Origin of the sequence: Streptomyces mauvecolor (assembly GCF_039532965.1) — a bacterium.
GTDB lineage: Bacteria > Actinomycetota > Actinomycetes > Streptomycetales > Streptomycetaceae > Streptomyces > Streptomyces violascens.
Genome location: NZ_BAAASQ010000045.1, coordinates 109296 through 133238 on the forward strand (window position 1 = coordinate 109296; position 23943 = coordinate 133238).

The 23943-nt window shown below is 70.8% G+C and carries 24 protein-coding genes; 9 read left to right on the top strand and 15 right to left on the bottom strand.

Annotated features, from left to right (window positions below; translation table 11 throughout):
- Nucleotides 1-57 precede the first annotated feature (57 nt).
- Nucleotides 58-501: an ATP-binding protein gene (locus ABD346_RS35745; protein ID WP_344380481.1), complete on the bottom strand. Its 444-nt coding sequence runs from the start codon at nt 499-501 to the stop codon at nt 58-60.
- A 112-nt stretch (nt 502-613) separates the two neighbouring features.
- Between ABD346_RS35745 and ABD346_RS35750 the strand changes: the two genes are divergently transcribed.
- The 6 genes from ABD346_RS35750 (at nt 614) to ABD346_RS35775 (ending at nt 6015) form a co-directional block, all read left to right on the top strand.
- The gene (locus tag ABD346_RS35750) at nt 614-1438 is read left to right on the top strand and encodes a helix-turn-helix domain-containing protein (protein WP_344380482.1); all 825 of its coding nucleotides are present in this window, start codon (nt 614-616) and stop codon (nt 1436-1438) included.
- Nucleotides 1435-1668 carry a DUF397 domain-containing protein gene (locus tag ABD346_RS35755; RefSeq protein WP_344380483.1) on the top strand — a complete coding sequence of 78 codons (234 nt, stop codon included), beginning with the start codon at nt 1435-1437 and terminating at the stop codon, nt 1666-1668. Before ABD346_RS35750 ends, ABD346_RS35755 begins: the two co-directional genes overlap by 4 nt.
- Before the next feature lie 76 nt (nt 1669-1744).
- Complete coding sequence (locus ABD346_RS35760) at nt 1745-2506, top strand: DUF4253 domain-containing protein (RefSeq protein WP_344380484.1); 762 nt, start codon at nt 1745-1747, stop codon at nt 2504-2506.
- A 204-nt stretch (nt 2507-2710) separates the two neighbouring features.
- Nucleotides 2711-3904 (top strand): NAD(P)/FAD-dependent oxidoreductase, encoded by a 1194-nt coding sequence (locus ABD346_RS35765; RefSeq protein ID WP_344380485.1) that lies wholly within the window; start codon nt 2711-2713, stop codon nt 3902-3904.
- Entirely contained in the window at nt 3901-4818 is a 918-nt protein-coding gene (locus tag ABD346_RS35770) for an RNA polymerase sigma-70 factor (protein WP_344380486.1), read from the top strand. Before ABD346_RS35765 ends, ABD346_RS35770 begins: the two co-directional genes overlap by 4 nt.
- 90 nt (nt 4819-4908) lie before the next feature.
- Entirely contained in the window at nt 4909-6015 is a 1107-nt protein-coding gene (locus tag ABD346_RS35775; protein ID WP_344380487.1) for a hypothetical protein, read from the top strand.
- A 24-nt stretch (nt 6016-6039) separates the two neighbouring features.
- Here the strand turns inward: ABD346_RS35775 and hemB are convergent, their stop codons facing one another.
- The 6 genes from hemB to ABD346_RS35805 form a co-directional block, all read right to left on the bottom strand.
- On the bottom strand, nt 6040-7026 hold the full coding sequence (gene hemB / locus ABD346_RS35780; protein ID WP_344380488.1) for a porphobilinogen synthase: 987 nt from the start codon (nt 7024-7026) through the stop codon (nt 6040-6042).
- Between the two features lie 427 nt (nt 7027-7453).
- A complete protein-coding gene (locus tag ABD346_RS35785; RefSeq protein ID WP_344380489.1) occupies nt 7454-9100 on the bottom strand; it encodes a bifunctional uroporphyrinogen-III C-methyltransferase/uroporphyrinogen-III synthase in 1647 nt (548 codons plus the stop codon).
- Entirely contained in the window at nt 9097-10056 is a 960-nt protein-coding gene (gene hemC, locus ABD346_RS35790) for a hydroxymethylbilane synthase (RefSeq protein WP_344380490.1), read from the bottom strand. The genes ABD346_RS35785 and hemC overlap by 4 nt, the downstream gene beginning before the upstream one ends.
- Nucleotides 10053-11762, bottom strand: coding sequence for a glutamyl-tRNA reductase (locus ABD346_RS35795; protein ID WP_344380491.1), 1710 nt, complete (start codon nt 11760-11762; stop codon nt 10053-10055). The genes hemC and ABD346_RS35795 overlap by 4 nt, the downstream gene beginning before the upstream one ends.
- Nucleotides 11759-12529 carry a redox-sensing transcriptional repressor Rex gene (locus ABD346_RS35800; protein ID WP_053724587.1) on the bottom strand — a complete coding sequence of 257 codons (771 nt, stop codon included), beginning with the start codon at nt 12527-12529 and terminating at the stop codon, nt 11759-11761. The genes ABD346_RS35795 and ABD346_RS35800 overlap by 4 nt, the downstream gene beginning before the upstream one ends.
- A gap of 326 nt (nt 12530-12855) precedes the next feature.
- Nucleotides 12856-13140, bottom strand: a complete 285-nt coding sequence (locus ABD346_RS35805) for a glutaredoxin family protein (RefSeq protein ID WP_053724588.1) — start codon at nt 13138-13140, stop codon at nt 12856-12858.
- Between the two features lie 140 nt (nt 13141-13280).
- Between ABD346_RS35805 and ABD346_RS35810 the strand changes: the two genes are divergently transcribed.
- The 3 genes from ABD346_RS35810 (at nt 13281) to ABD346_RS35820 (ending at nt 16835) form a co-directional block, all read left to right on the top strand.
- Nucleotides 13281-14231, top strand: a complete 951-nt coding sequence (locus tag ABD346_RS35810) for an HAD family hydrolase (protein ID WP_344380492.1) — start codon at nt 13281-13283, stop codon at nt 14229-14231.
- A 370-nt stretch (nt 14232-14601) separates the two neighbouring features.
- The gene (locus ABD346_RS35815; RefSeq protein ID WP_053724590.1) at nt 14602-15390 is read left to right on the top strand and encodes an ECF subfamily RNA polymerase sigma factor, BldN family; all 789 of its coding nucleotides are present in this window, start codon (nt 14602-14604) and stop codon (nt 15388-15390) included.
- A 260-nt stretch (nt 15391-15650) separates the two neighbouring features.
- Nucleotides 15651-16835 carry a DUF5667 domain-containing protein gene (locus tag ABD346_RS35820; protein WP_344380493.1) on the top strand — a complete coding sequence of 395 codons (1185 nt, stop codon included), beginning with the start codon at nt 15651-15653 and terminating at the stop codon, nt 16833-16835.
- 123 nt (nt 16836-16958) lie between these two features.
- Here ABD346_RS35820 and ABD346_RS35825 read toward each other — a convergent pair whose 3' ends face one another.
- The 8 genes from ABD346_RS35825 to ABD346_RS35860 all read right to left on the bottom strand — a co-directional run bounded on the left by ABD346_RS35825 (nt 16959) and on the right by ABD346_RS35860 (nt 23834).
- Nucleotides 16959-18014, bottom strand: coding sequence for a lysophospholipid acyltransferase family protein (locus ABD346_RS35825; RefSeq protein WP_344380494.1), 1056 nt, complete (start codon nt 18012-18014; stop codon nt 16959-16961).
- Nucleotides 18015-18028: 14 nt separating this feature from the next.
- Nucleotides 18029-19111, bottom strand: coding sequence for an NAD-dependent epimerase/dehydratase family protein (locus ABD346_RS35830; protein ID WP_344380495.1), 1083 nt, complete (start codon nt 19109-19111; stop codon nt 18029-18031).
- A gap of 180 nt (nt 19112-19291) precedes the next feature.
- Nucleotides 19292-19390 (bottom strand): 30S ribosomal protein bS22, encoded by a 99-nt coding sequence (locus tag ABD346_RS35835; RefSeq protein ID WP_003948845.1) that lies wholly within the window; start codon nt 19388-19390, stop codon nt 19292-19294.
- 120 nt (nt 19391-19510) lie between these two features.
- Nucleotides 19511-19720 carry a helix-turn-helix domain-containing protein gene (locus tag ABD346_RS35840; protein WP_159047648.1) on the bottom strand — a complete coding sequence of 70 codons (210 nt, stop codon included), beginning with the start codon at nt 19718-19720 and terminating at the stop codon, nt 19511-19513.
- A 128-nt stretch (nt 19721-19848) separates the two neighbouring features.
- Nucleotides 19849-20664: a phosphatase gene (locus ABD346_RS35845; protein WP_189968697.1), complete on the bottom strand. Its 816-nt coding sequence runs from the start codon at nt 20662-20664 to the stop codon at nt 19849-19851.
- A gap of 138 nt (nt 20665-20802) precedes the next feature.
- Nucleotides 20803-21978 carry an acetoin utilization protein AcuC gene (locus ABD346_RS35850; RefSeq protein WP_344380496.1) on the bottom strand — a complete coding sequence of 392 codons (1176 nt, stop codon included), beginning with the start codon at nt 21976-21978 and terminating at the stop codon, nt 20803-20805.
- The gene (locus tag ABD346_RS35855) at nt 21947-23146 is read right to left on the bottom strand and encodes an MFS transporter (RefSeq protein ID WP_344380497.1); all 1200 of its coding nucleotides are present in this window, start codon (nt 23144-23146) and stop codon (nt 21947-21949) included. Before ABD346_RS35855 ends, ABD346_RS35850 begins: the two co-directional genes overlap by 32 nt.
- A 43-nt stretch (nt 23147-23189) precedes the next feature.
- Nucleotides 23190-23834, bottom strand: coding sequence for an HAD family hydrolase (locus tag ABD346_RS35860; RefSeq protein WP_344380498.1), 645 nt, complete (start codon nt 23832-23834; stop codon nt 23190-23192).
- Between the last annotated feature and the right edge of the window lie 109 nt (nt 23835-23943).

The following is a 23943-nucleotide window of genomic DNA, read 5'->3' on the forward strand; positions in this document are numbered from 1 at the left end:
CTGTCAGTTACGCGGACGTCCAACTACCCCCGCACCCTACGCAGCCCTCACGCACCCCTACCTCCCCATTCCATGATCCGAACCGGGCCCCGGGCACCAGAACTCGCACCACACAGCCTTCCCGGGGTCCCGCTCCCCCACGCCCCACTTGTCGGCGAGAGCCCCCACGAGCACCAGCCCGCGCCCACCGCAGTCCTGGACGTCCGCGACCCGGGGCACCCCGTCCCCGCTGTCGTGCACCTCGACCCGCAATACGGCCCCCTCACAGAGCCGGAGCCGCAGCAGAAACCCCCGCCCGGGCGGGACCCCGTGCAACAGGGCATTGGTGGCGAGCTCGCTGACGCAGAGCAGGATGTCGTCGATGCGATGGAAAAACCCCCAGTCGGCAACGGCCCCGGCGGCGAAGTTCCGCGCGGCGGGGACGGATGGGCGGCAGCGGGGGTAGAAGCGCTCGCGCATTTCGTTGCCGGTTGTGGTGAGGGTGGTGGTGTTGTCGGTCATGGGGGGAGGGTTGCGGAGTACCCCTTGCGTGCCGCAGTGGCCCGACCCGTACACAAATTCTGTACGGGTCCGCGATGCGTAACGTACGGGTACGTATGGGGAGTTGGCAGGCATGCACCCCAGGAAGCGACCCCGGAAGAACACGTCGGCGATGAGGATGGTCGGCGCCCTCGTGGCGACCTTCCGGATTGCCGCAGGCCTGACCCAGCGCCAGCTGGGCGAGCGTGTGCTGCTCCACGAGGAGATGATCGCCTCGATCGAGCAGGGCCGCCGCCCCCTGAAACTGGACCTGGCCGCCCTGCTGGACCAACTCCTCGACACAAAGGGGGCGTTGACGACGGCGGTCGAGAACATGCCGGAGATCGACCTGATCCCGGCGTGGGCGGAGGAGTACATGGACTTGGAGCGCGAGGCCATCGCACTGTCCTGGTTCGAGAACCAGGCACTGCCGGGCCTGCTCCAGACGGAGAACTACGCGCGAGCGGTGTTCCTCAGCAAGGTACCCGCGATGAGCGAGGACGAGATCGTCGCGCAGGTCGAGAAGCGGTTGGAGCGGCAGGAAATACTGCACCGGAAGGAGCCGCCGACCCTCAGCTTCGTCATCTCCGAAGCCATCCTGCGGGACCGCTTGGGCAGCGACACGGTGTACGTCGAGATGCTGCGGCACCTGCGCGCCTGCGCGGATCTACCCGGGCTGACCCTCCAGGTCATGCCGTTCGGAAGGCACACGCACGCCGGGCTCTCAGGCCCCTTCGTGCTCCTGGAGACTCCGGACCACCAGCACCTCGCCTACGTCGAGTCCCAACGCGGCAGCCATCTCGTCTCCGACCCCAACGAGGTCAGTCTCCTTGGGCAGAAGTATGCGATGCTGCGGACGCAGGCCCTCAACTCCGAGGAGACAAGAGGGCTGTTGGACCGGCTGCTAGGAGAGCAATGAGCATCGCACTTACGTGGTTCAAGTCCAGCTACAGCAGCGAAGAGGGCGGCGCCTGCGTCGAAATCGCCTGCGCGTGGCGCAAGTCGAGCCACAGCGGCGACGAGGGCGGAGCCTGCGTCGAGGTGGCAACCCACCCCTCCGCCATCCACATCCGTGACTCCAAGGCCCCCGAGGGCCCTACCCTCACCCTGAACCCCACCACGTGGCAGGGCTTCCTCGCGGGACTCTGAACCCCGCAGCCTCACACTCCGCCCCCCAGAACGCGACGGCGGCGGCGTTGTCAGTGGTGGGATTTACATTCGGGGCATGGCGATGCTTGCGAATCCACTCCCGCAATTGACCGATGACCCGACCGGCAAGGTGCTGGGGCTCGACCTGCCGCCGGGCAGGGTGATCGGCCCGGCGGCCGAGCCGCTGCTCTGGTGCGCGGACGAACCGGCCGGCCCGCAGGACTGGGCGCGCCTCGCGACGGCCCGCAGGACAAGCGGGCTGCACCCCGTACTGCTGGGCGGAACAAGGGAGTTGGCGGACTGGGGGCTCGCTCCGGGCGAGGCGTCGTACCCGGGCGACCATGACGCCGAGGACGTGCTGGCCGAGTTCTGGGAGACGTACGCCGAGGGGGAGCTGGGCTACGACCCCGAGGAGTGGCCCGGCCTGGCGGAGGCCCCCGCGCTTCAGGAAGACCCGGACCGCAGGGCGGCCGACACCGCCGGGGCAGCGACGGGCGAGGGGCACCTGAAGGGCGCCCGGATCGCCCTGGTCCCGGCCCGCCGCAGCGCCGACGTCCCGGCGGCCATAGGCTGGCGCGGCACGCAGAACCACGAGCCCGACGTGGCACGCCTGTGCGCGGTGCTGCGCTCGTGGGAGGACAGGTTCGGGGCCAGGGTGGTGGGCCTGACGCCCGACCGCCTCACGGTCTCGGTCGCGGCCCCGCCCACAACGGGGGAAGAGGCCCTGGTCCTGGCGGCGGAACACTTCGCGTTCTGCCCGGACACGATAGAGACCGACCTGCACGAGTACGCCGACTCCCTTCCGGAAAAGCGGAGTTGGACCTTCCTTTGGGAATGACTCGGGGCGGCCTCTCGGGCAGGATCCGGCGCGCCCCCTCGGTGGTTGAATGCTGCGCATCGTGGTGCTCGGGGGGCTGACGCCGCACTCTCTTCACGCTGTGACGTGGGTCATACCGGCCCGATGTCACGAACGGGAGGGCTGCTTGCGTCTGCTGGTCGTCCGCACGGCGGGAACGACCGACACGATGGAGATGACAGAACGATGAACGCGACAGCAGCGCAGCGGCACGAGGTCCTGGTCCTGGGCGCCGGCTATGCCGGGCTCTCCGCAGCGGTCCAGCTCGCGGCCCGCACCAGGAAGCGGGGGAACGTACGGGTGACGCTGGTCAACCCCTACGACACCTTCACCGAGCGGCTTCGCCTGCACATGACCGCCACCGGCCAGGAGACGGCCGAGATGAACATCCCGGAGCTGCTGGAGGGCACCGGCGCCGTCTTCGTCCGCGGCTGGGTGACCGCCGTGGACGCCGGGGCGAAGACGGTGCGGATCGACGACGACCGGGTCCTGCACTACGACACCCTGGTCTACGGCCTGGGCAGCATCGCGGACACCGTGGCCGTACCCGGCGTGGACGACCACGCCTACACCCTCAACGGCCCACAGGACGCCGCCCTCTTCGCCGAACGGCTGACCCGGCCGGGCGGCGGGACCGTCGTGGTCGGCGGCAGCGGCCTGACCGGCATCGAGGCCGCCGCGGAGATCGCCGAGCGGCACCCGGAGCTGGAGGTGGTGCTCCTTGGCCGGCAGGAGCCGGGCGCGAGCATGCACCCCAAGGCCAAGGCCCACCTGGACGCCGGGCTCGCCCGGCTCGGTGTGCGGGTGCGCAGCGGCGTCGACGTGGTCAAGGTGCTGCCGGACAGCGTCGAGCTCGCGGACGGCTCCAGCATCCCGGCGGCCGCGGTGCTGTGGACCAGCGGCACCCGCGTCTCGCCGCTGGCAGGCGCCGCGGGGCTGCGTGTCGACGAGCGCGGGCGCGTGGTCACCGACAGCGCGCTGCGCTCGGTCTCCCACCCGGACGTCTACGCCGTCGGCGACGCGGCGGCGGTCCCCCAGGGCTACGGCGTGATGCACGGGACGTGCCAGAGCGGCATGCCCACCGGCGTGCACGCGGCCCTGTCGATCCTGCGGACCCTGGCCGGCAAGGAGCCCAAGCCGTTCCGCTTCGGCTACTACCACACCCCCGTCAGCCTGGGCCGCAACGACGCCGTCGTGCAGTTCACCCACCCCGACGACAGCCCGCGCCGGATCGTACTGACCGGCAAGCGGGCCGCGAAGTACAAGGAGACGGTCTCCGCCGCGCCTTGGGCGACCTTCGCCCGCATGAAGAAGATGCCCGCCTCGGGCGCCCTCTGGCCGCACGGCGGCCGCTACACCCGGATCAGGAGCACCAAGTGACCCAGCCGCAGCAGGCCGGCCCCGACCAGCTCGCCTTCCAGCAGTACCGCACCCTGCTCTTCTCCGTCGCCTACCGCATCCTCGGCACCGCCGCCGACGCGGAGGACCTGGTCCAGGACGCCTGGTTCAAGTGGTCGGCGGCCGACCGTTCCCAGGTCGCCGACCCCAAGTCATATCTGACCCGGATCGTCTCCAACCTGGCGATGGAACGGCTCCGTTCGACGCGTCATCAGCGCGAGACCTACGTCGGGCCCTGGCTGCCCGAGCCGATCCTCACCGGCCCGGACACCGCCGACGGCGCCGCCCTGGCGGACTCGGTGTCCATGGCCCTGCTGGTGGTCCTGGAGACGCTGAGCCCCCTGGAGCGCGCGGTCTTCGTCCTGAAGGAGGTCTTCGCCTTCAGCTACGCGGAGATCGCGGACGCGGTCGACCGCTCGGAGACGGCGGTCCGGCAGGCCGCGCACCGCGCCCGCGGGCACGTCCAGGCCCGCCGGCCCCGTTTCACCGCGGACCGCGCCAGCCAACGCGACATCACCGAGCGCTTCTTCGCGGCAGCGACGGGCGGCGACATCAACACCCTGATGGAACTGCTCTCGCCGGACGTGACGCTGTGGACCGACGGCGGCGGCAAGGTCCGCCAGGCCCTCAAGCCGGTCATCGGCCTGGAGACGGTGGCCCGCTGGTTCGCCGCGCTCGGCACCACGACCTACCAGGGCATCGAACCCGGACAGATGCGGGGAGAGCTCACCTGGATCAACGGCGGCCCGGGCATGGTCTTCCACGGCCCGGACCGCGTGATCGCCACCATGACCTTCGACTTCGGCCCGGACGGCCGCATCTCGACCATCCACAACGTGGCCAACCCGGACAAGCTCCACGCCGTCGCCGACGGCACCCGCCACGAACTCACCTGACTCACCCGTTCGTTGCCGGTGCGCCCCCGAGAACTTCCGAAGCCGCACCCTCGACGCAATGATCGATCACCCGAGGAGCACCATGAACGCATGAACGAGAGACGGGCTGAGGCCGCCCCGACCACACCCGCGCTGCCCAAGAACCCCGCGGTGGTCATCGGCACGACGGCCGTCGGCACGGCCCTGATCCTGGTCATGACCTGGCTGCTGCTCGGGCCGATGCCGCAACGCCTCGACACGGAACGGGCGTTCCGGTCGGCGAAGGACTGCGCGCCGGGAGCGACCGCCACCGACTGCCTGCACTCCGTACCGGCGGTGATCGAGCGCACCAGAACGAAGAGCGGCAAGACGCCCGCCCACTGGATGTACGTGAAGACCGCCGAGGGCAGCACGCCCACCCTCTACTTCGGCCCGGACCAATCGCACTCGTTCGACGGGCTGGCCGGGAAGCGGATCCACGTCACGTACTGGGAGGGCTCGGTCCGGTACACCGACTGGGCGAACGCACGCTGGTACACGGCCGCCGACCCGCGCGGCGCGTACCGGCTGTTCCTGGCCTGGGGTCTGGGCCTGGGCTCGGCGGGCCTCGGCCTGATCCTGATCGGCCTCTGGTGGGCCCGGAGTTACGCCACGACCCGGCTGCGGTACCCGTGGCAGCCGGGAGTCCTGATCGTGGGCACGATGGCCCTCGGCGCGGCGGGCGGCCTGCTCCCGTGGGTCACCCACGGGTGGCGGGCGGCGCTGCTGGCGTACGGGGTGGTGGGGGTGGTCGTCGCGGCGGCCTGCGCGCTGACAGCCTTGGGCCTCCGCCGCGCCGACGCACGCAAGAGCACGGACACCATCACGATCGCATCGGCCGTCCCGGACGGAGAGACCTTCTTCCCGGGGATCGTGCGGGGCGACGTCCCGTACGGGGGCGTTCTGGGCGGCGGCTACCTGATAGCCGCCGCAGACGGCCTGTCGATCATCCCCGACCCGAACTACCGCCTGCACCCCAAGCCCGTACCGGCCACGCTGGAACCGCTGAGGGTCCGCCCGCCGTACCGGACGGACCCCCGCGATCTGAACGTGGGCGACAACTGGCTGGTCCTGGAGTGCCAGGACGGCGGCACGCCGGTGTACGTGGCCGCCGCCAGGGAGTCCATGCCGCTGGTACTGGGCGCGCTGACTGCGTCCCGCCAACTGCACCAGCGGTAAAGGGACTTGGTGGCTTCGCGGGACCTAGAGCCCCTTGGCCACCTCGGTCGCCCAGTACGTGAGGATCATGTGGGCACCGGCACGCTTGATGCCGGTCAGGGTCTCCAGGATCGCCCGGTCGCGCTCGATCCAGCCCTTCTCGGCGGCGGCCTCGATCATCGCGTACTCGCCGCTGATCTGGTACGCGGCGACCGGCACGTCCACGGACGCGGCGACCTTGGCGAGGATGTCGAGGTAGGGCCCGGCCGGCTTGACCATGACCATGTCGGCGCCCTCGTCGAGGTCGAGCGCCAACTCGCGCATGGATTCACGGGTGTTGGCGGGGTCCTGCTGGTAGGTCTTGCGGTCCCCGCGCAGGGAGGACCCGACGGCCTCGCGGAAGGGCCCGTAGAAGGCGGAGGAGTACTTGGCGGTGTAGGCCAGGATGGAGACGTCTTCGTGCCCGGTCTGGTCCAACGCGTCGCGGATGACGCCGACTTGGCCGTCCATCATCCCGGAGGGACCCACGACGTGGACTCCGGCGTCGGCCTGGACCTGGGCCATCTCGGCGTAGCGCTCCAGAGTGGCGTCGTTGTCGACGCGCCCCTGGTCATCGAGCACGCCGCAGTGTCCGTGGTCGGTGTACTCGTCGAGGCAGAGGTCGGACATGATGACGAGGTCGTCGCCGACCTCTTCCTTCACGGCGCGGATGGCGACCTGGAGGATCCCGTCCGGGTCCGTCCCGGCGGTCCCGGCGGCGTCCTTCTTCTCGTCCTCCGGCACCCCGAAGAGCATGATCCCGGAGACCCCTGCGGAGACGGCCTCGACGGCGGCCTTGCGCAGCGTGTCGAGGGAGTGCTGCACGACACCCGGCATGGCCTGGATCGGAACGGGCTCGGCGACGCCCTCCCGCACGAAGGCGGGGAGGATGAGGTCGGCGGGGTGCAGGCGGGTCTCGGCGACCATGCGGCGCATGGTGGGGGTGGTGCGCAGCCGACGGGGCCGGGCCCCGGGGAAGGATCCGTACGTCATGCCCCTACGCTACGCCGCCGGGGAGGGCGCTTTCCCCCACCCCGCCCCTCCCCGCTGTGACCCTCTGCGGCTCCGCCGCGTGGCCTCCGGGGGCGGGGTTGCCGCCGACCAGGGTGTGCCGGGGCTCCGCCCCGGACCCCGTTCGCGCCTGAAGGCCGCTCGTCCTCAAACGCCGGACGGGCTGAAGATGCCGCTGCCGACCAGAACCGATGCGGCTAGGGACAACCCTGCCAGGGGCGCGGGGAACTGCGCGACCAGCCCCCACCGGCCGCAGCCGAACCCACCCACCCCCGGAGGCCACGCGGCGGAGCCGCAGAGTGTCACAGCGGGAAGGGGCGGGGAGGGGCCAACGGGGTCTGGGGCGGAGCCCCAGCACCCTTGGGGAGCCCGGCACCCTTGGCCGGGGCGCCCCCCATCGCACCCCGGGCTACGTCGTGCGGCGGCGCCGCGCCCCAGGGCGGCGCTCGCTCGGCCGGGTCACGTGCTCGCCCGCGGACACCGCCGCGTCACGCCGAGCCGCCCCGAAGTCCGCAAGCGCCTGCGCCAGCTTGTGGACCGACGGCTCCGGAGCCATCACATCCACCCGCAGCCCGTGCTCCTCCGCCGTCTTGGCCGTAGCAGGGCCAATACACGCGATCACGGTCACGTTGTGCGGCTTGCCGGCGATGCCGACAAGGTTCCGCACCGTCGACGAAGACGTGAAGAGAACCGCGTCGAACCCGCCCCCCTTGATCGCCTCGCGCGTGTCCGCCGGCGGGGGCGACGCGCGCACCGTCCGGTACGCCGTGACGTCGTCGACCTCCCAGCCGAGCTCGATCAGGCCTGCCACCAGCGTCTCGGTGGCGATGTCGGCGCGCGGCAGGAAGACGCGGTCGATCGGGTCGAAGACCGGGTCGTAGGGCGGCCAGTCCTCCAGGAGGCCGGCCGCGGACTGCTCGCCGCTCGGTACGAGGTCCGGCTTGACGCCGAACTCGACCAGCGAGGCGGCCGTCTGCTCGCCCACCGCGGCGACCTTGATGCCGGCGAACGCCCGGGCGTCGAGACCGTACTCCTCGAACTTCTCGCGCACCGCCTTCACCGCGTTGACCGAGGTGAACGCGATCCACTCGTACCGGCCCGTCACCAGGCCCTTGACCGCGCGTTCCATCTGCTGCGGCGTGCGGGGAGGCTCGACCGCGATGGTCGGCACCTCGTGCGGCACCGCACCGTAGGACCTCAACTGGTCGGAGAGCGAAGCCGCCTGCTCCTTCGTGCGCGGGACGAGTACGCGCCAGCCGAACAGCGGCTTGGACTCGAACCACGACAGCTGGTCGCGCTGAGCAGGGGCACTGCGCTCGCCGACCACGGCTATGACGGCCTGGTGCCCGTCCGGCGAGGGCAGCACCTTCGCCTGCTTGAGCACCTGGGCGACCGAGCCGAGCGTCGCGGACCAGGTCCGCTGGCGCGTGGTGGTGCCCGCGATCGTCACGGTCATCGGGGTGTCGGGCTTGCGGCCCGCGGAGACCAGCTCGCCGGCCGCGGCCGCGACGGTCTCCAGGGTCGTCGACACCACCACCGTGCCGTCGCTCGCGCCGACCTCGGCCCAGCACCGCTCGGAAGCGGTCCGGGCGTCGACGAAGCGGACGTCGGCGCCGCCGGACCCGCTCAGCGGGACACCGGCGTACGCGGGCACGCCGACCGCGGCGGCCACGCCCGGCACCACCTCGAAGGGGATGCCCTCGGAGGCGCAGACCAGCATCTCGCCGGCCGCGTCGCCGTCGAGGCCCGGGTCGCCGGAGACCGCACGGACGACCCGCCTGCCGGAGCGCGCGGCCTCCATGACAAGATTGGCGGCGTCCCGCAACACCGGGATACCGGCGGTAGTTGACGCCTCGTCCACTACCGTCAGCTGAGGTGTGTCCACACCTGCCCGCGCATGCGCGCGAACAACGTCGAGCACAGCGGGCTCGGCGATCAGGACGTCGGCCGACGCCAGCGCCTCCACGGCGCGCAGCGTCAGAAGTCCGGGGTCTCCGGGACCGGCACCGAGGAAGGTGACGTTTCCGGCGGCGGTGGGGTGGGTGGTGGGGCTCAAAGTGCTCGCTCCCCCATAAGACCGGCCGCACCCTTGGCGAGCATCTCGTCCGCGAGTTCGCGTCCGAGGGCCATCGCTTCGTCGTGCGACGTGGGTACGGGACCGGTGGTGGACAGCTGCACCAGCGAAGAACCGTCGGTGGTACCGACCACTCCGCGCAGGCGCATCTCATGAACAATCTGCCCGTCGGCCAGAAGGTCGGCCAACGCGCCCACAGGTGCGCTGCAGCCGGCCTCCAGGGCGGCGAGCAGGGACCGCTCGGCGGTCACGGCGGCCCGCGTGAACGGGTCGTCGAGCTCGGCGAGCGCGGCGGCGAGTCCGGCGTCGGCCGCCGTGCACTCGATCGCCAGGGCCCCCTGGCCGGGGGCGGGCAAAACGGTGTCGACCGACAGGAAGTCGGTCACCACGTCGGAGCGTCCGATGCGGTTGAGCCCGGCGGCGGCCAGGACCACCGCGTCGAGCTCGCCCTTGGTGACGTAACCGACGCGGGTGTCGATGTTGCCGCGGATCGGCACGCACTCGATGGTGCGGCCGTGGCTGCGGGCGTACGCGTTGAGCTGCGCCATCCGCCGCGGCGAACCGGTGCCGATGCGGGCGCCGTCCGGAAGCTGGTCGAAGGTCAGACCGTCGCGGGCGACCAGCACGTCGCGCGGGTCCTCGCGCACCGGGATGGCGGCGAGCACCAGGTCGGGGTGCTCGGCGGTGGGCAGGTCCTTGAGGGAGTGCACCGCGAAGTCGACCTCGCCGCGCAGCAGCGCGTCGCGCAGCGCCACGACGAACACACCGGTGCCGCCGATCTGCGCGAGGTGCTCACGCGAGGTGTCGCCGTACGTGGTGATCTCCACCAGCTCGACGGGACGCCCGGTCAACTGCCGTACGGCGTCGGCCACATGGCCGGACTGGGCCATGGCGAGCTTGCTGCGCCTGGTCCCGAGTCTCAGTGCTTTCTCGGTCATGACCGCCCTCGGTTCTTGACATCGGCGTCGTTCAGATCGGCCCTGGAGACGGCGGCCACCGTCTCCGGGTCGAGGTCGAAGAGAGTGCGCAGCGCGTCCGCGTACCCGGCGCCACCGGGTTCGGCGGCGAGCTGCTTGATCCGCACGGTCGGTGCGTGCAGAAGCTTGTCGACGACGCGGCGCACGGTCTGGGTGACCTCGGAGCGCTGCTTGTCGTCGAGGTCCGGGAGCCGGCCCTCCAGGCGTGCGACCTCCCCGGCCACGACCTCGGCGGCCATGGCGCGCAGCGCGACGACGGTCGGCGTGATGTGCGCGGCCCGCTGGGCGGCGCCGAACGCGGCCACCTCGTCGGAGACGATCGAGCGCACCTGGTCCACATCGGCGGCCATCGGCGCGTCGGCCGAGGCCTCGGCGAGCGACTCGATGTCGACGAGCCGCACCCCGGGGATGCGGTGCACGGCGGCGTCGATGTCGCGCGGCATGGCGAGGTCGAGCAGCGCCAGCTTCACGGGCCCGGCCGGTACGGCACCACCGCGCCCGGCACCGGTCTGCGGCCGCTCCGCCCGCTCGGCCCAACTGCCGTGCAGTTCAAGGGAGTTGACGTCGACAGCCGGGGCCGTGTTCAGGGCGTCCACGCCGGGCCCGGCGAAGGTGATGCCCGCGTCGGCGAGGGCGGCCAGGTCCACCGGGCAGCCCGCGGCGTCGGGCGCGGGGGCTTCGGAACGTACGGCTCCAGCCTCGTTCGCGGCGTCGTCCGGCACCGTACCGCCGGCGAGCAGGCCCGCGCGTTCGGCGGCGGCGACCTCGGCGAGGGCGGTGCGGTCGGCGTCCGAGAGGCGGGCCACCGTGGCGGGGTCGGCGGCCGGGGCCAGCGGCGGCAGGCCGAGCGCGGTGGCGACGGCCTCGCCGGTCAGCACCAGGCCCGTCGCCCCGGTGCAGGACACCGCGATGTCGACTCGTGTCAGTTCCCGTGCGACATCGGCCATCGCGACGGCGCGCGCGGCCGTGCCCGCCTCGCCGAGGATCTCGACGAGCCGCTCCGCGCGGGCGTGCGTCCGGTTGGCCACCACGATCTCGTCGACACCGGTGCGGGCCAGCGTCGCGGCGGCCAGCGAAGACATCGAACCGGCGCCGATGACCAGCGCCCGCTTGCCCTTGACCCAGTCCTCGACGGACGCCCCGGCGGCGAGCTGCTCCAGACCGAAGGTGACGAGCGACTGCCCGGCCCGGTCGATCCCGGTCTCGCTGTGGGCGCGCTTGCCGACCCGCAGCGCCTGCTGGAACAGGTCGTTCAACAGCCGCCCGGCGGTGTGCAGTTCCTGCCCGAGCGCGAGGGTGTCCTTGATCTGCCCGAGGATCTGCCCCTCGCCGACGACCATGGAGTCGAGCCCGCAGGCCACCGAGAAGAGGTGGTGGACGGCCCGGTCCTCGTAGTGCACATAGAGATAAGGGGTGAGCTCTTCGAGGCCGACGCCGCTGTGCTGGGCGAGCAGCGTGGAGAGCTCGGCGACACCGGCGTGGAACTTGTCCACGTCCGCGTACAGCTCGATGCGGTTGCAGGTGGCCAGCACCGCGGCCTCGGCGGCGGGCTCTGCGGCGAGGGTGTCGTGAAGCAGCTTGGCCTGCGCGTCCGCGGAGAGGGAGGCCCGCTCCAGGACGCTGACGGGGGCGCTGCGGTGGCTGAGGCCGACGACCAGGAGGCTCATGCCGGCATCACGGCGGGCATGTCCCCGTCCGGTCCCTTCCGGCCATTGCCCGCGGCACGCACCGGCGGCACCACGGCGGCCGCGGCCTCGGCGACGGCGGCTTCCTCGCCGGCCTTGCGCTGCTCGTGGAAGGCGAGGATCTGAAGCTCGATGGAGAGGTCGACCTTGCGCACGTCGACGCCCTCGGGCACCGACAGGACGGTCGGCGCGAAGTTGAGGATGGAGGTCACTCCGGCCGCGACGAGGCGGTCGCAGACCTGCTGAGCGGCGCCCGCCGGGGTCGCGATGACCCCGATCGAGACCCCGTTCTCGCTGATGATCTTCTCCAGGTCGTCGGTGTGCTGCACCGGCATCCCGGCCACCGGCTTTCCGGCCATTGCGGGGTCGGCGTCTATCAGCGCCGCGACCCGGAAACCGCGCGAGGCGAAGCCGCCGTAGTTGGCGAGGGCCGCGCCGAGGTTACCGATACCGACGATGACAACCGGCCAGTCCTGGGTCAGGCCCAGTTCCCGGGAGATCTGGTAGACGAGATACTCGACGTCGTACCCGACACCGCGGGTGCCGTACGAGCCCAGGTACGAGAAGTCCTTGCGCAGCTTCGCGGAGTTGACCCCCGCGGCGGCCGCGAGTTCCTCCGAGGAGACCGTCGGCACGGAGCGCTCCGAGAGTCCGGTGAGCGCACGCAGATACAGCGGAAGCCTGGCGACGGTGGCCTCGGGGATTCCTCGGCTTCGGGTCGCCGGTCGGTGAGTTCGGCCAGTTGCCACGGTGCTCCTGCGGGATGAGCGGGGCTGCAGGCGGCCACATGTCCCAGGGCCGCCCCGTCGGATGCAGGCTATGTCTTTGTGAACGCGTGCACAAAGATGGTGTCCGCTTTGTCCGAGCAAAGTGACCGGGCTCACGCGACCCGAGGAGGGAATCGCGGAACCACAGACGGGTTCAGTCCGTTCAGGACCCGAAGGGGGCAAAGCCGCACACACTCCTCACAGCGATACCCCCGAACCACAGCAAAACGACCATGATGGTAACCGCAACTATCGCGAACCCCATCATTTGGCTGTTCAACCGCCCACGCCCGGAGCACGCCAAACGTTCAACCGGTCAATGCGCCTCTGAGACGTACGGGATCCACGCGCCAGAAGGTGTGCTGCTCACCGTCGACCAGGACGACCGGAATCTGCTCCCAGTACTCCTTGTACAGCGCCTCGTCCTGGGTGATGTCCTTCTTCTCCCAGGCCGCACCCGTCTCGGCACACACGGCCTCGATCACCTCCTGGGCGTCGTCGCAGAGATGGCAGCCGGGCTTCCCGATCAGCGTGACCACCCGGTCGGCAGGGTTCCCGCCCGGCTTCTTCGTACGTCGCAGCAAGGGACTCATGCCTCCCATTCTCCAACCCCCGACCCGCCCCGGGGACCCATAAGCCCGGATCGTCCGTTTAACACGGCGGCCTCGCAGAGTTCACGCCATCGCTCCCCGGCGAGTCGGGAAGTTCCGAACAGACTGGCTATGCTCACGGCATGGCCGCACTGGGATGGCTCACCCCTCGTAGGCGCTCGGCGACAGCACGCAGCGTGCTGGCCGGCGAGGCCGCAGCCGAGGCAGCCCGCAAGTCCTCGCAGGAACTGGCAGAGCTGGCGGAACTGGCGCAGGCCACGGACGACGAGACACCGTCGGAGCCCGAGTTCCCCGTCGTCGGGGACGATCTCGCCGCCGCCTTCTTCGACCTCGACAACACCGTGATGCAGGGCGCCGCCCTCTTCCACTTCGGCCGGGGCCTGTACAAGAGGAAGTTCTTCCAGCGCCGCGAGCTGGCGCGCTTCGCCTGGCAGCAGGCCTGGTTCCGGCTCGCCGGCGTCGAGGACCCCGAGCACATGCAGGACGCCCGCGACAGCGCGCTGTCCATCGTCAAGGGCCACCGCGTCTCCGAGCTGATGTCCATCGGCGAGGAGATCTACGACGAGTACATGGCCGACCGCATCTGGCCCGGCACCCGCGCACTCGCCCAGGCCCACCTGGACGCGGGCCAGAAGGTCTGGCTGGTGACGGCCGCACCCGTCGAGACCGCCACGATCATCGCCCGGCGCCTGGGCCTGACCGGCGCGCTCGGCACGGTCGCCGAGTCCGTGGACGGCGTTTATACGGGACGCCTGGTGGGCGAGCCCCTGCACGGGCCCGCCAAGGCCGAGGCCGTCCGGGCGCTCGCCGCCGCCGAGGGGCTCGACCTGACCCGCTGCGCCGCGTACAGCGACTCGCACAACGACATCCCGATGCTCTCGCTCGTCGGCCACCCCTACGCCATCAACCCGGACGCCAAACTCCGCAAACACGCCCGCGCGCGCGAGTGGCGGCTGCGCGACTACCGCACCGGACGCAAGGCCGCGAAGGTCGGCATCCCGGCCGCGGCCGGCGTCGGCGCGCTCGCGGGCGGCACGGCCGCGGCCGTCGCCCTGCACCGCCGCCGCCGCTAGTCGGCCACTGTCCGCAGTCAACGGGCGGCCGCGGCGGCCGCCCGCGGCGTCAGCCGCCGGAATATTCGATTGCGGGGGTTTCGTCCCCATCCCCCTTGGCTCGCCAGCCCCGTTACCCACACCCGGGCACAACAGATCCCCGTCACGGACAAATCCGAAAGCATTCCGATCAACTTCCGGTCACTATGTGCGACTTGAACAGACGCATAGACGTAACAGAAGCGACGGAATCGACGATTTGAGCAACTGGGTGTAGCGCTCCCTGCACGAAGCGTTATTCTCCTCAGACGCAATCCGGAACCCGCACATCGCCACGATGGGTGAACAGTTCCGCACTGCACGTGATGGAAGCTCTGCCTCTGGGAGTCCCGTGTACCCACACGTCGGGGTTGACGCCTCGGGCCTGGCTACGCTGCGCGGGGCGGTCGTCGACCGCCTGCGCGTATTCGTCCCCACCGCGTACGCCGGCGCCCCTGCCTTCGCCACCGCAACACCCGTCGGGCCCTGCTATGCCCTGGCCGACGGTGGTGCCGCAGTCGGTAGACGGAGCGGCGGCCGCAGCACGGGCACGTCCGCGACGCCCACCGCCCGCCGGCCCACCGCCGACAGCGACAGCGCCCGCATGATGGACCTCGTCGAGCGCGCCCAAGCGGGCGAGGCCGACGCCTTCGGACGGCTCTACGACCAGTACAGCGACACCGTCTACCGCTACATCTACTACCGCGTCGGCGGCAAGGCGACGGCCGAGGACCTCACCAGCGAGACGTTCCTGCGCGCCCTGCGCCGGATCTCCACCTTCACCTGGCAGGGCCGCGACTTCGGCGCCTGGCTGGTCACGATCGCGCGCAATCTGGTCGCCGACCACTTCAAGTCGAGCCGTTTCCGGCTCGAAGTGACCACCGGCGAAATGCTCGACGCCAACGAGGTCGAGCGCTCCCCCGAGGACTCCGTCCTGGAGTCGCTCTCCAACGCCGCCCTGCTCGAAGCCGTACGCAAGCTCAATCCGCAGCAGCAGGAGTGCGTCACCCTGCGCTTCCTCCAGGGCCTCTCGGTCGCCGAGACCGCCCGTGTCATGGGCAAGAACGAGGGCGCGATCAAGACCCTCCAGTACCGGGCCGTGCGCACCCTCGCCCGGCTCCTGCCGGACGACGCCCGCTGACCGCCCGGCCCGTCCGGACACCACCCGCCGACCCGCCCCAGGCGGGTCCGACACGCCGTCCGTGAGCACCCGATGACGCTGTGGTCCGATCATCCTTCGTCCGTAACCCAAGTGCCGCGTCCGTCGTTGTGCGGGATGAAGGCTCCCTGTGGTCACGCCATGTCCACAGCCGCTCACTCGATCGTGTGGATGTGCTCAAGGCGTGCAACCTTCCAGGCCCCTTGGGGAGTCGACCGTGATGACGAGAGGAGGTGCCGCCAGTGATCGCGAACGTATCGGCGCACCGGCGGGCGAACGCCTTCGCCCAGGCCCTGGAAGAAGCCTCGGCGGCCGACCAGGAGACACCCGAGAGCGGTCCGGCCGATCAGGCCGAGACCGGCAGGCTGTCGACCCTGGCGGGTGGGCTCGGCGAACTGCCGAAACCGGAGATGGACCCGCAGGTCAAGGTCGAGCAGCGGGCGCTGCTCATGGCCGAGATGGAGCGGATGTTCGCCGGCGGCGGTGCCGCCGACCCTCAGGTGCCCGAGCAGCGGACCGGCCGCGGCGCCCACCGGGCGACGTCGCTCCGGAAATTGCGACCCCGCTCCCGCTGGTCCAAGGGCATTGCGGCGGGCGGACTCAGCATCGGTGTGGCCGCGGGAGCGTTCAGCGGCGTGGCCGCTGCCAGCTCCGACGCCCTTCCCGGTGATTCCCTGTACGGGCTGAAACGCGGCATGGAGGACCTCAAGCTCAACCTGGCCGACGACGACGCCAGCCGGGGCGAGCTCTACCTCGACCAGGCCTCGACCCGGCTCTCCGAGGCGAGACGCCTGATGGAGCGGGGCCGCGCGGGCGACCTCGACCACGAGCAGCTGGGCGAGGTGCGGCGCGCCCTCAGCGGCATGGAGCACGACGCCTCCGAGGGCCACCGCCTGCTGCACCAGGCCTATGCGAAGGACGGTTCGATCGGCCCCATGGCCGCCCTGAACTCCTTCGCCCAGGCCCATCGCGAGAGCTGGAGCAAGCTCCGCGGCAAGCTGCCCGCCCAGCTGACCGACGTCGGCGACAAGGTGAGTTCGGTCTTCGCCGCCATAGACCAGGAGGTCGGCCCGCTGCAGTCGCTGCTGCCCAAGACGTCGTCCACGACGCACACCCGACAGGGCTCCTCGCACTCGGGCAGCACCTCGGGCACCGCCCGCCCGGCCACGCCGTCCTCGGCCCCCGGATCCGGTCACAGCGCCCCGGCCACCGGCGGAAAGCCGCAGCCCTCCGGCTCGCCCTCCAGCGAGGGCCTGCTCGGCGGCAACACCGGCGGTCTGTTCGAGCCGGGCACGGGCGGCGGCATCGTCCCCGCCCCGTCCGGCAAGTCCTCCAACAACAAGCCCCCGGTGCCGGACGTCACCCTGCCCCCGCTCCTGCCCGGCCTGCTGCCGGGCCTGGGCATCGACACGGACAAGGCGGAGTAGAGGTCGCGTACAGACGCGTGGGAGGGGCCGGGAAACCCCGGCCCCTCCCACGCGTACGAGCCCGGAAGAGCCTGAAAAGGGCTCTGAAAAGGGCTCAGGAAACGCTCGGCTCGGAAGAACGGCTCAGAAGAACACGGACCGCCGCTGTACGAGCAGCTTGTACAGCGTGTGCTGGATCTGCTCCCGCACCTGGTCGGTGAGGTTGAACATCAGCATCGGGTCCTCGGCCGCCTCCGGCGGATACCCGTCGGTCGGGATCGGCTCACCGAACTGGATCGTCCACTTCGTCGGCAGCGGCACCAGACCCGCGGGCCCCAGCCACGGGAACGTCGGCGTGATCGGGAAGTACGGGAATCCGAGCAGGCGGGCCAGCGTCTTGGAGTTCCCGATCATCGGGTAGATCTCCTCGGCGCCCACGATCGAGCACGGCACGATGGGCGTGCCCGCCTTCAGCGCGGTCGACACGAAGCCGCCCCGGCCGAAGCGCTGCAGCTTGTACCGCTCGCCGAACGGCTTGCCGATGCCCTTGAACCCCTCCGGCATCACGCCGACGACCTCACCCCGCTCCAGGAGCGCCTGGGCGTCCTCCGAGCAGGCCAGGGTGTGCCCGGCCTTGCGGGCCAGCTCGTTGACGACCGGCAGCATGAACACCAGGTCGGCCGCGAGCAGCCGCAGATGCCGCCCCGCCGGGTGGTGGTCGTGGACGGCCACCTGCATCATCAGCCCGTCCAGCGGCAGCGTCCCGGAGTGGTTGGCGACGACCAGCGCCCCGCCCTCGGCCGGGATGTTCTCGACGCCCTTGACCTCCACCCGGAAGTACTTGTCGTAGAAGGGCCGCAGGATCGACATCAGGACCTGGTCGGTGAGCTCCTTGTCGTAGCCGAACTCGTCGACGTCGTACTCGCCGGTGATCCGCCGCCGCAGGAACGACAGGCCGCCCGCGATGCGCCGGTCCCAGCCGCCGCGCTGTTCCTGCCGGTCCGCCGCGCGGGTCCCGGAGGCCTGCTCCACGGCCTCCTGCGCCCCGGGCAGGGTACTGACCGGGGCGGTGGGGGTGCCGAGCGGCTGCGGCCCGGGCTCGGCCTTGCGGCGGCCCGGGACCGGGCGCCTGCGGCCGGTGCGCTGCGCGCTCTGGCGCGAGCGGTCGTCGTCGAACGGGATGACCTTGGCGTCCGCCATCGTTGGTGCGCTCCTCATTCCGCGTTCGAAGGGGTGGTGGCCCCGGCGAGGGCCCCGCCGGGGAAGGGCGCGAACGGCAGCCCCGCCACCCGGTCCACGGCCCTGGCCAGCGAGTCCGGGGGCAGCAGCCCCGGGCCCCGGCTGCGGGCGAAGTCCGCGAAGGTCTCGGCGGTCGTGTATTTGGGTTCGTAGCCCAGTGTCTCGCGCATCTGGGCCGTGCTGACCACCCGGCCGTGCGTGAGCAAACGAATCTGCTCCGGCGAGAAATCGGTGACCCCGACCGTCCTGAGCGCGGTGCCGACCCAGCGGACCGCCGGGAGCAGCACCGGCACCGTGGGCCGTCCGAGCCGCCGCGAACACTGCGAGAGCAGCAGCACGCCCTCCCCCGCGACGTTGAAGGTCCCGCTGTTGAGCGTCCCTCGGCGCGGCTCGCCCGCCGCTATCCGCAGCACGTCGATCACGTCGTCCTCGTGGACGAACTGGAGCCGCGGGTCGTAGCCGAGCACCGTCGGCAGGACCGGCAGCGAGAAGTACTCGGCGAGCGGCGAGTCGGCGCTCGCCCCCAGGATGTTCGCGAAGCGGAGCACGCACACCGCCACGTCGGGCCGGCGCCGGGCGAAGCCGCGCACATACCCCTCGACCTCGACGGCGTCCTTCGCGAAGCCCCCGCTGGGCAGCGACTTCGGGGGCGTCGTCTCGGTGAACACCGCGGGGTCGCGCGGCGCGGACCCGTACACGCTCGTACTCGACTTCACGACGAGCCGCTTGACCGTCGGCGACTTCTGGCAGGCGCCGAGCAGCTGCATCGTGCCGATGACATTGGTTTCCTTGACCGTGGTGCGCCCGCCGCCCGAGCTCAGCGGCGTCCCGGTCACATCCATGTGCACGACGGTGTCCACCTCGTGCTCGGCGAGCACCTTCGCTATCGCCGGCTGGCGGATGTCCGCCTGTACGAAATCGGCACCACCCAGACGGTGCCCCGGCCGGACCGCATCGACCCCGATCACCCGGTCGACCTCGGGATCCCGCTGGATCCGCCGCACAAGACGGCTGCCCAGTTGCCGGGCCACTCCGGTGACGAGCACGACCTTCCCCAAGATCAGCGCCTTCCTTCGGCCTTCGGTACGTCCCTACGCCCTGAGCGCCACCGTAGCCGCTGGATGTTGCGCGGCGATGACCACGTGCGCGCGCATGGCCGAGAAACTGCGTCCGTGTACGCCACAGCCCTCCCACCGACAATGCGGCGGGAGGGCTGCGATCTCACGAACAGCGTTCGCTTACTTCTTGTTGCGACGCTGAACGCGCGTGCGCTTGAGCAGCTTGCGGTGCTTCTTCTTGGCCATCCGCTTGCGCCGCTTCTTGATAACAGAGCCCACGACTACCCTCGCTCACTTCTTCTCACTCGGTGCGGGGCGTCTGGGCCCACACGACCTACGTCGGCCTAGCCTACCTGCCGCCGAGTGAGGGACGTAATCCGAGGGGAGCGCGGGTCCCCCTCAGGCCGTCTCCACCCCCACAAAGGACTCGCGGAGGTACTCCTGAACTGCCTGTTCCGGAACCCGGAAGGACCTGCCCACCCGGATCGCGGGCAGATGACCGCTGTGCACCAAGCGGTACACGGTCATCTTTGACACTCGCATCACCGAGGCGACCTCCGCCACGGTAAGGAACACGACCTCGTTGAGAGGCCTCTGGTCTGCAGCCATGACCCACCTGTACCTTCCGCACCCAACGCGCACCGGCTTCCCCTCCGGTGACTCAACGTCGCTGTGCGCTCACTCCCCAGACTAGGGGCGGGTGGTGCGAGTGGGGAAGAGGAGCTGCCATCGGCCGCCTACTGTGACAGACACGCTCGATTGAGTACATAGCGAGTAAGCGGCCGGTAGTAATCAGACCGCACAGCGTCATCAAGCGGAACGGCCACGGCCACCCGCCCCTCGGCCTCGCCGACGAACAGCGCGGGGTCGTCCGTATCGGCGAGCCCGACGGCCTCAATGCCCAGCTGACCTGCCCCGCAGACCCATCCGTGATCTCCGATCACGAGATCGGGAACCTGTCCGGAACCCCCCGCCGAGGCCCCCAGGGCGACCCGAACCGGGAGCGGAGAATGGGTGTGCGCGCCGGTCTCGCTCCCGGCTCCCCGCGCGCCGGGTTCCCGCACCAACGCGACTCCTCGTACGTAGTCAAGGTTGTACGTACGTACCCCGAACCGGGTCGTTATGTCGACAGAGCTACCCTGCGCGGGGGTGAGAACAGGGCACCCCGCCGCCGACAAAGCGTCCGCCAGGGCGGCGTAGAACCCGAGCAGCCGGTGCGGATGCCCGGTCCCGAGCAGCACCGCGCCGCGCCGCGCGGCCACCTCTCCGATCCGTACCGCGAAGGCGTCGAGCCCCGCCAACGTCCGCTCAGGATCAATGACATCGGGCCCACTCACATGCCCCGGGTCGTCACTCACCCCACATTTGTCCGCCATCAGCCGCAACAAGTCCCGCTCGCCCCACCCCCATTCGGGGTCGAGCCCGAGCGTGACCCGGGGATCGCGAGCCGCGAACAGCCGATAGCTCCGCAGACTCTCCTCCCGCGAGGTCGCCACGGGCCCGGCCAGCCTGGCCGCCAGAAGATGCGCCCGCAGCGCGCCGATGCTCAACACCCGTCGATGCTCCCGCAGGGGGGTGGAGCGCGGGCCAAAACCCAGCCATCGCCCCACAGTTGGCGTAACGCGGGCTGCCCACAGGAGGAGCTCCCCACCCCGCCCCTTCCCGGGAAGGGGCGGGGTGGGGAAGACCCCCTACGCCAGCAACCCCCGCAACGGAAACGCCGCCCGCCGAGCGGCCAGCACCGCCTGGTCCAGCCGATCCGCGGGGTCGTACCCCTCATCCCACGACCGCCACGACACGGCCCGCCCGTCCGTCATCCGCCCCGGCCCCAACTCCCGCGTACGCGCGAACACTTCATCCCGCCAGGACGCAGGAATCACCGACTCGGGGTCGAGAGGAACATGCCCCGCGATCCCCACCAGGTGCGTCCAGGACCGCGGCACCACATCCACCACCGCATAACCCCCACCGCCGAGCGCGACCCACTTCGCCCCCTCGACGTACTCGTGGGCCAGCGAGTGGCAGGCCGCCTGCACCGCCCGCTGCGCATCGAGCGATACGGCCAGATGAGCCAGCGGATCCTCGAAGTGCGTGTCGGCCCCGTGCTGAGTGACAAGGACCTGCGGCCGGAAATCGGCGATCAGCTCGGGCACCACCGCGTGGAACGCCCGCAGCCACCCCTCGTCCCCCGTCCCCGCCGGCAGCGCGACATTGACCGCGGACCCCTCACCGGCCCCCTCCGCGCCGGTCTCCTCCGGCCACCCGGTCCCGGGAAACAGCAGCCGGGGATGCTCGTGCAGCGAGATCGTCAGGACCCGCGGATCCTCCCAGAACGCCGCCTGCACCCCGTCCCCGTGGTGCACGTCCACGTCCACGTACGCGACCCGCTCGGCGCCGAGCTCCAACAGCCGCGCGATGGCCAGCGCCGCATCGTTGTAGATGCAGAACCCGGCCGCCCCGCCCGGCATGGCGTGGTGCAGCCCGCCCGCGAAGTTGACCGCGTGCGCGGCCTCCCCCGCCCAGACCGCCTCGGCCGCGGCGACGGACTGCCCGGCGATCAGCGCGGAAGCCTCGTGCATCCCGGCGAAGGCGGGATCGTCCATCGTCCCGAGCCCGTACGACGCGTCGGCGGCTCCCGGATCCGCCGACGCCGCCCGCACCGCGTCGACGTAGTCCTGCCGGTGCACGAGCCGCAGCGTGGAGTCCCCGGCCGGCGGCGCGGCAACGACATCCATCTGCTTGTCGAGCCCGTACGCACGCACCAGACTCATGGTCAGCGCGAGCCGTACCGGATCCATCGGGTGGCTCGACCCGAAGTCGTAGCGCGTGACAGCTTCATCCCACATCAACAGTGCGCGGCCGCTCATGCCCGCCACCGTATCGGGCGGCCTCGGAGCCGAACGAGCGGGCGTACACCAGCGTCAGCAGCACCAGAACCATCGGCACGAGCATCGCCCCGCGGTAACTCCAGGCGTCCCCCAGCGCCCCCACGAGCGGCGAGCCGACGAGGAAACCCACGTAGTTGAAGATGTTGAGCCGGGCGACCGCCGCGTCGCTGGCGTCCGGAAACAGCCGCCCGGCCGCGGCGAACGTCTGCGGCACGATCACGCACAGCCCGAACCCGAGCAGTGTGAATCCGGCCATCCCCGCCCAGGCCCCGGGCGCGGCCGCCACCACCCCGAACCCGGCCGCCGCGAGCACCGTCCCGAACCGCACCACGGCCACCGCCCCGAACCGCCGCACCCCGAAGTCCCCGGCGGCCCGCCCGAGCAGCGTGGTGACCATGTAGACGTTGTACGGAACGGTCGACAGCTGCTCGGAGCTGCCCAGGGTGTCCTGGAGGTACTTGGCACTCCAGTTGGAGACGGTCGAGTCCCCGATGTACGCGAAGCTCATCACCAGGCACAGCGGCAGCAGCAGCCGGAAGACGACGGGCCTGGCCCCCTCGGCCCGCTCCACCGCGGCCCCGGCCGGCTCCCCGTCCACGTACCACCGGCTCGCGACCAGACACACCGGCAGCAGCACGGCCACGACGGGCAGATACGACACGAGCAGCGAGAAATGCCAGTGCGCCCCCACCCAGGCGAGCGAGGCACCCCCGATCCCCCCGAGGCTGTACGAGGCGTGGAACCCGAGCATGATGCTGCGCCCGTACGTCCGCTGGAGACTGACCCCCAGCATGTTCATGGACGCATCGAGCGCCCCCACCGAAAGCCCGAACGCGCCGAGCGACAACGCGGCCTGCCACATCCGGTCGCCCGCGCCGGCCCCGAGCAGCGCCAGGAGCACGGCGGGCTGGGCGAACCGCAGCACCACGCTGGGCCGGACCCGCTTGATCAACTGCTCGGTGCAGACGCTGCCGACCCCCGCGAGGATCGGCACGGCCGCCAGGAAGACGGGCAGCAGCCCGTCGGATATCCCGTACCGGTCCTGGATCGCGGGTATGCGGGTCACCAGGAGGGCGAAGGCCATGCCCTGCGCGAAGAAACTCACCGCCAGGGACGCCCTGCCGTGCCGCAGGCGTGCGTCTGTCATGGCGGCACAGCCTAGGGCCGTTACTTACTCCTGGGTAGAGAGATCACCCGAGCAATCCGAGCAGCTGCCCCATGTCGTCGAAGTACCCATTGGCCCCCTCCAGCCGCTCGGCGGGCGTCATCGCCGTGAACCCGTACACATCCATCCCCGCGGCCCGCGCGGCCTGGACCCCGAGCCTGCTGTCCTCGACGACGACACACCGCCCGGGCGCCACGCCCATCCGCTCGGCAGCGTGCAGGAACAGGTCCGGCGCCGGCTTGCCCCGCCCGACGTCCTCCGACGAGAACACCCACTCGTCCTCGAACCACTCGTCGAGCCCGGTCGTGCGATGCCCCACCCGGATCCGCTCATGCGTCCCGGACGACGCCACGCAGTAAGCCACCCCGTCCGCCACAAGCTTCCCGAGTACGTCCGTGACCCCCGCGACGGGCTGCAATTCGCGCTCGAAAGCCGCGAAAATCCGAGCGTGCAGCGTCTCGTCGAAGTCGACCGGCAGCACCTGCCCGGTCCGCTCCTGGATCACATCGTGTACGCGATGGACGGCGGCCCCCATGTAGTCACGGAGGGATTCCTCGTACGAGGTGGGATGGCCGAGCTCGGTGAGATACCCGGACAGGATGGTGTTCGAGATCGGCTCGCTGTCGACGAGCACGCCGTCGTTGTCGAAGATGATGAGGTCGTAGCGCATGACTCGACCTTAAACGCAGAAAAGCCCCGCACCGTGACTCTGAAGAGTCTGGTGCGGGGCTTTCCCCAAAATTTGTTCGGCGGCGTCCTACTCTCCCACAGGGTCCCCC

Bases quoted from the DNA above. Each gene is read 5' to 3' on its own strand.
- ABD346_RS35795 (WP_344380491.1), bottom strand. From the start codon at position 11,762: ATGAGCCTCCTGGTCGTCGGCCTCAGCCACCGCAGCGCCCCCGTCAGC.
- ABD346_RS35745 (WP_344380481.1), bottom strand. From the start codon at position 501: ATGACCGACAACACCACCACCCTCACCACAACCGGCAACGAAATGCGC.
- ABD346_RS35810 (WP_344380492.1), top strand. From the start codon at position 13,281: ATGGCCGCACTGGGATGGCTCACCCCTCGTAGGCGCTCGGCGACAGCA.
- hemB (WP_344380488.1), bottom strand. From the start codon at position 7,026: ATGACGTACGGATCCTTCCCCGGGGCCCGGCCCCGTCGGCTGCGCACC.
- ABD346_RS35805 (WP_053724588.1), bottom strand. From the start codon at position 13,140: ATGAGTCCCTTGCTGCGACGTACGAAGAAGCCGGGCGGGAACCCTGCC.
- ABD346_RS35750 (WP_344380482.1), top strand. From the start codon at position 614: ATGCACCCCAGGAAGCGACCCCGGAAGAACACGTCGGCGATGAGGATG.
- ABD346_RS35825 (WP_344380494.1), bottom strand. From the start codon at position 18,014: ATGGCGGACGCCAAGGTCATCCCGTTCGACGACGACCGCTCGCGCCAG.
- hemC (WP_344380490.1), bottom strand. From the start codon at position 10,056: ATGACCGAGAAAGCACTGAGACTCGGGACCAGGCGCAGCAAGCTCGCC.
- ABD346_RS35840 (WP_159047648.1), bottom strand. From the start codon at position 19,720: ATGGCTGCAGACCAGAGGCCTCTCAACGAGGTCGTGTTCCTTACCGTG.
- ABD346_RS35860 (WP_344380498.1), bottom strand. From the start codon at position 23,834: ATGCGCTACGACCTCATCATCTTCGACAACGACGGCGTGCTCGTCGAC.
- ABD346_RS35760 (WP_344380484.1), top strand. From the start codon at position 1,745: ATGGCGATGCTTGCGAATCCACTCCCGCAATTGACCGATGACCCGACC.
- ABD346_RS35850 (WP_344380496.1), bottom strand. From the start codon at position 21,978: ATGAGCGGCCGCGCACTGTTGATGTGGGATGAAGCTGTCACGCGCTAC.
- ABD346_RS35765 (WP_344380485.1), top strand. From the start codon at position 2,711: ATGAACGCGACAGCAGCGCAGCGGCACGAGGTCCTGGTCCTGGGCGCC.
- ABD346_RS35755 (WP_344380483.1), top strand. From the start codon at position 1,435: ATGAGCATCGCACTTACGTGGTTCAAGTCCAGCTACAGCAGCGAAGAG.
- ABD346_RS35855 (WP_344380497.1), bottom strand. From the start codon at position 23,146: ATGACAGACGCACGCCTGCGGCACGGCAGGGCGTCCCTGGCGGTGAGT.
- ABD346_RS35775 (WP_344380487.1), top strand. From the start codon at position 4,909: ATGAACGAGAGACGGGCTGAGGCCGCCCCGACCACACCCGCGCTGCCC.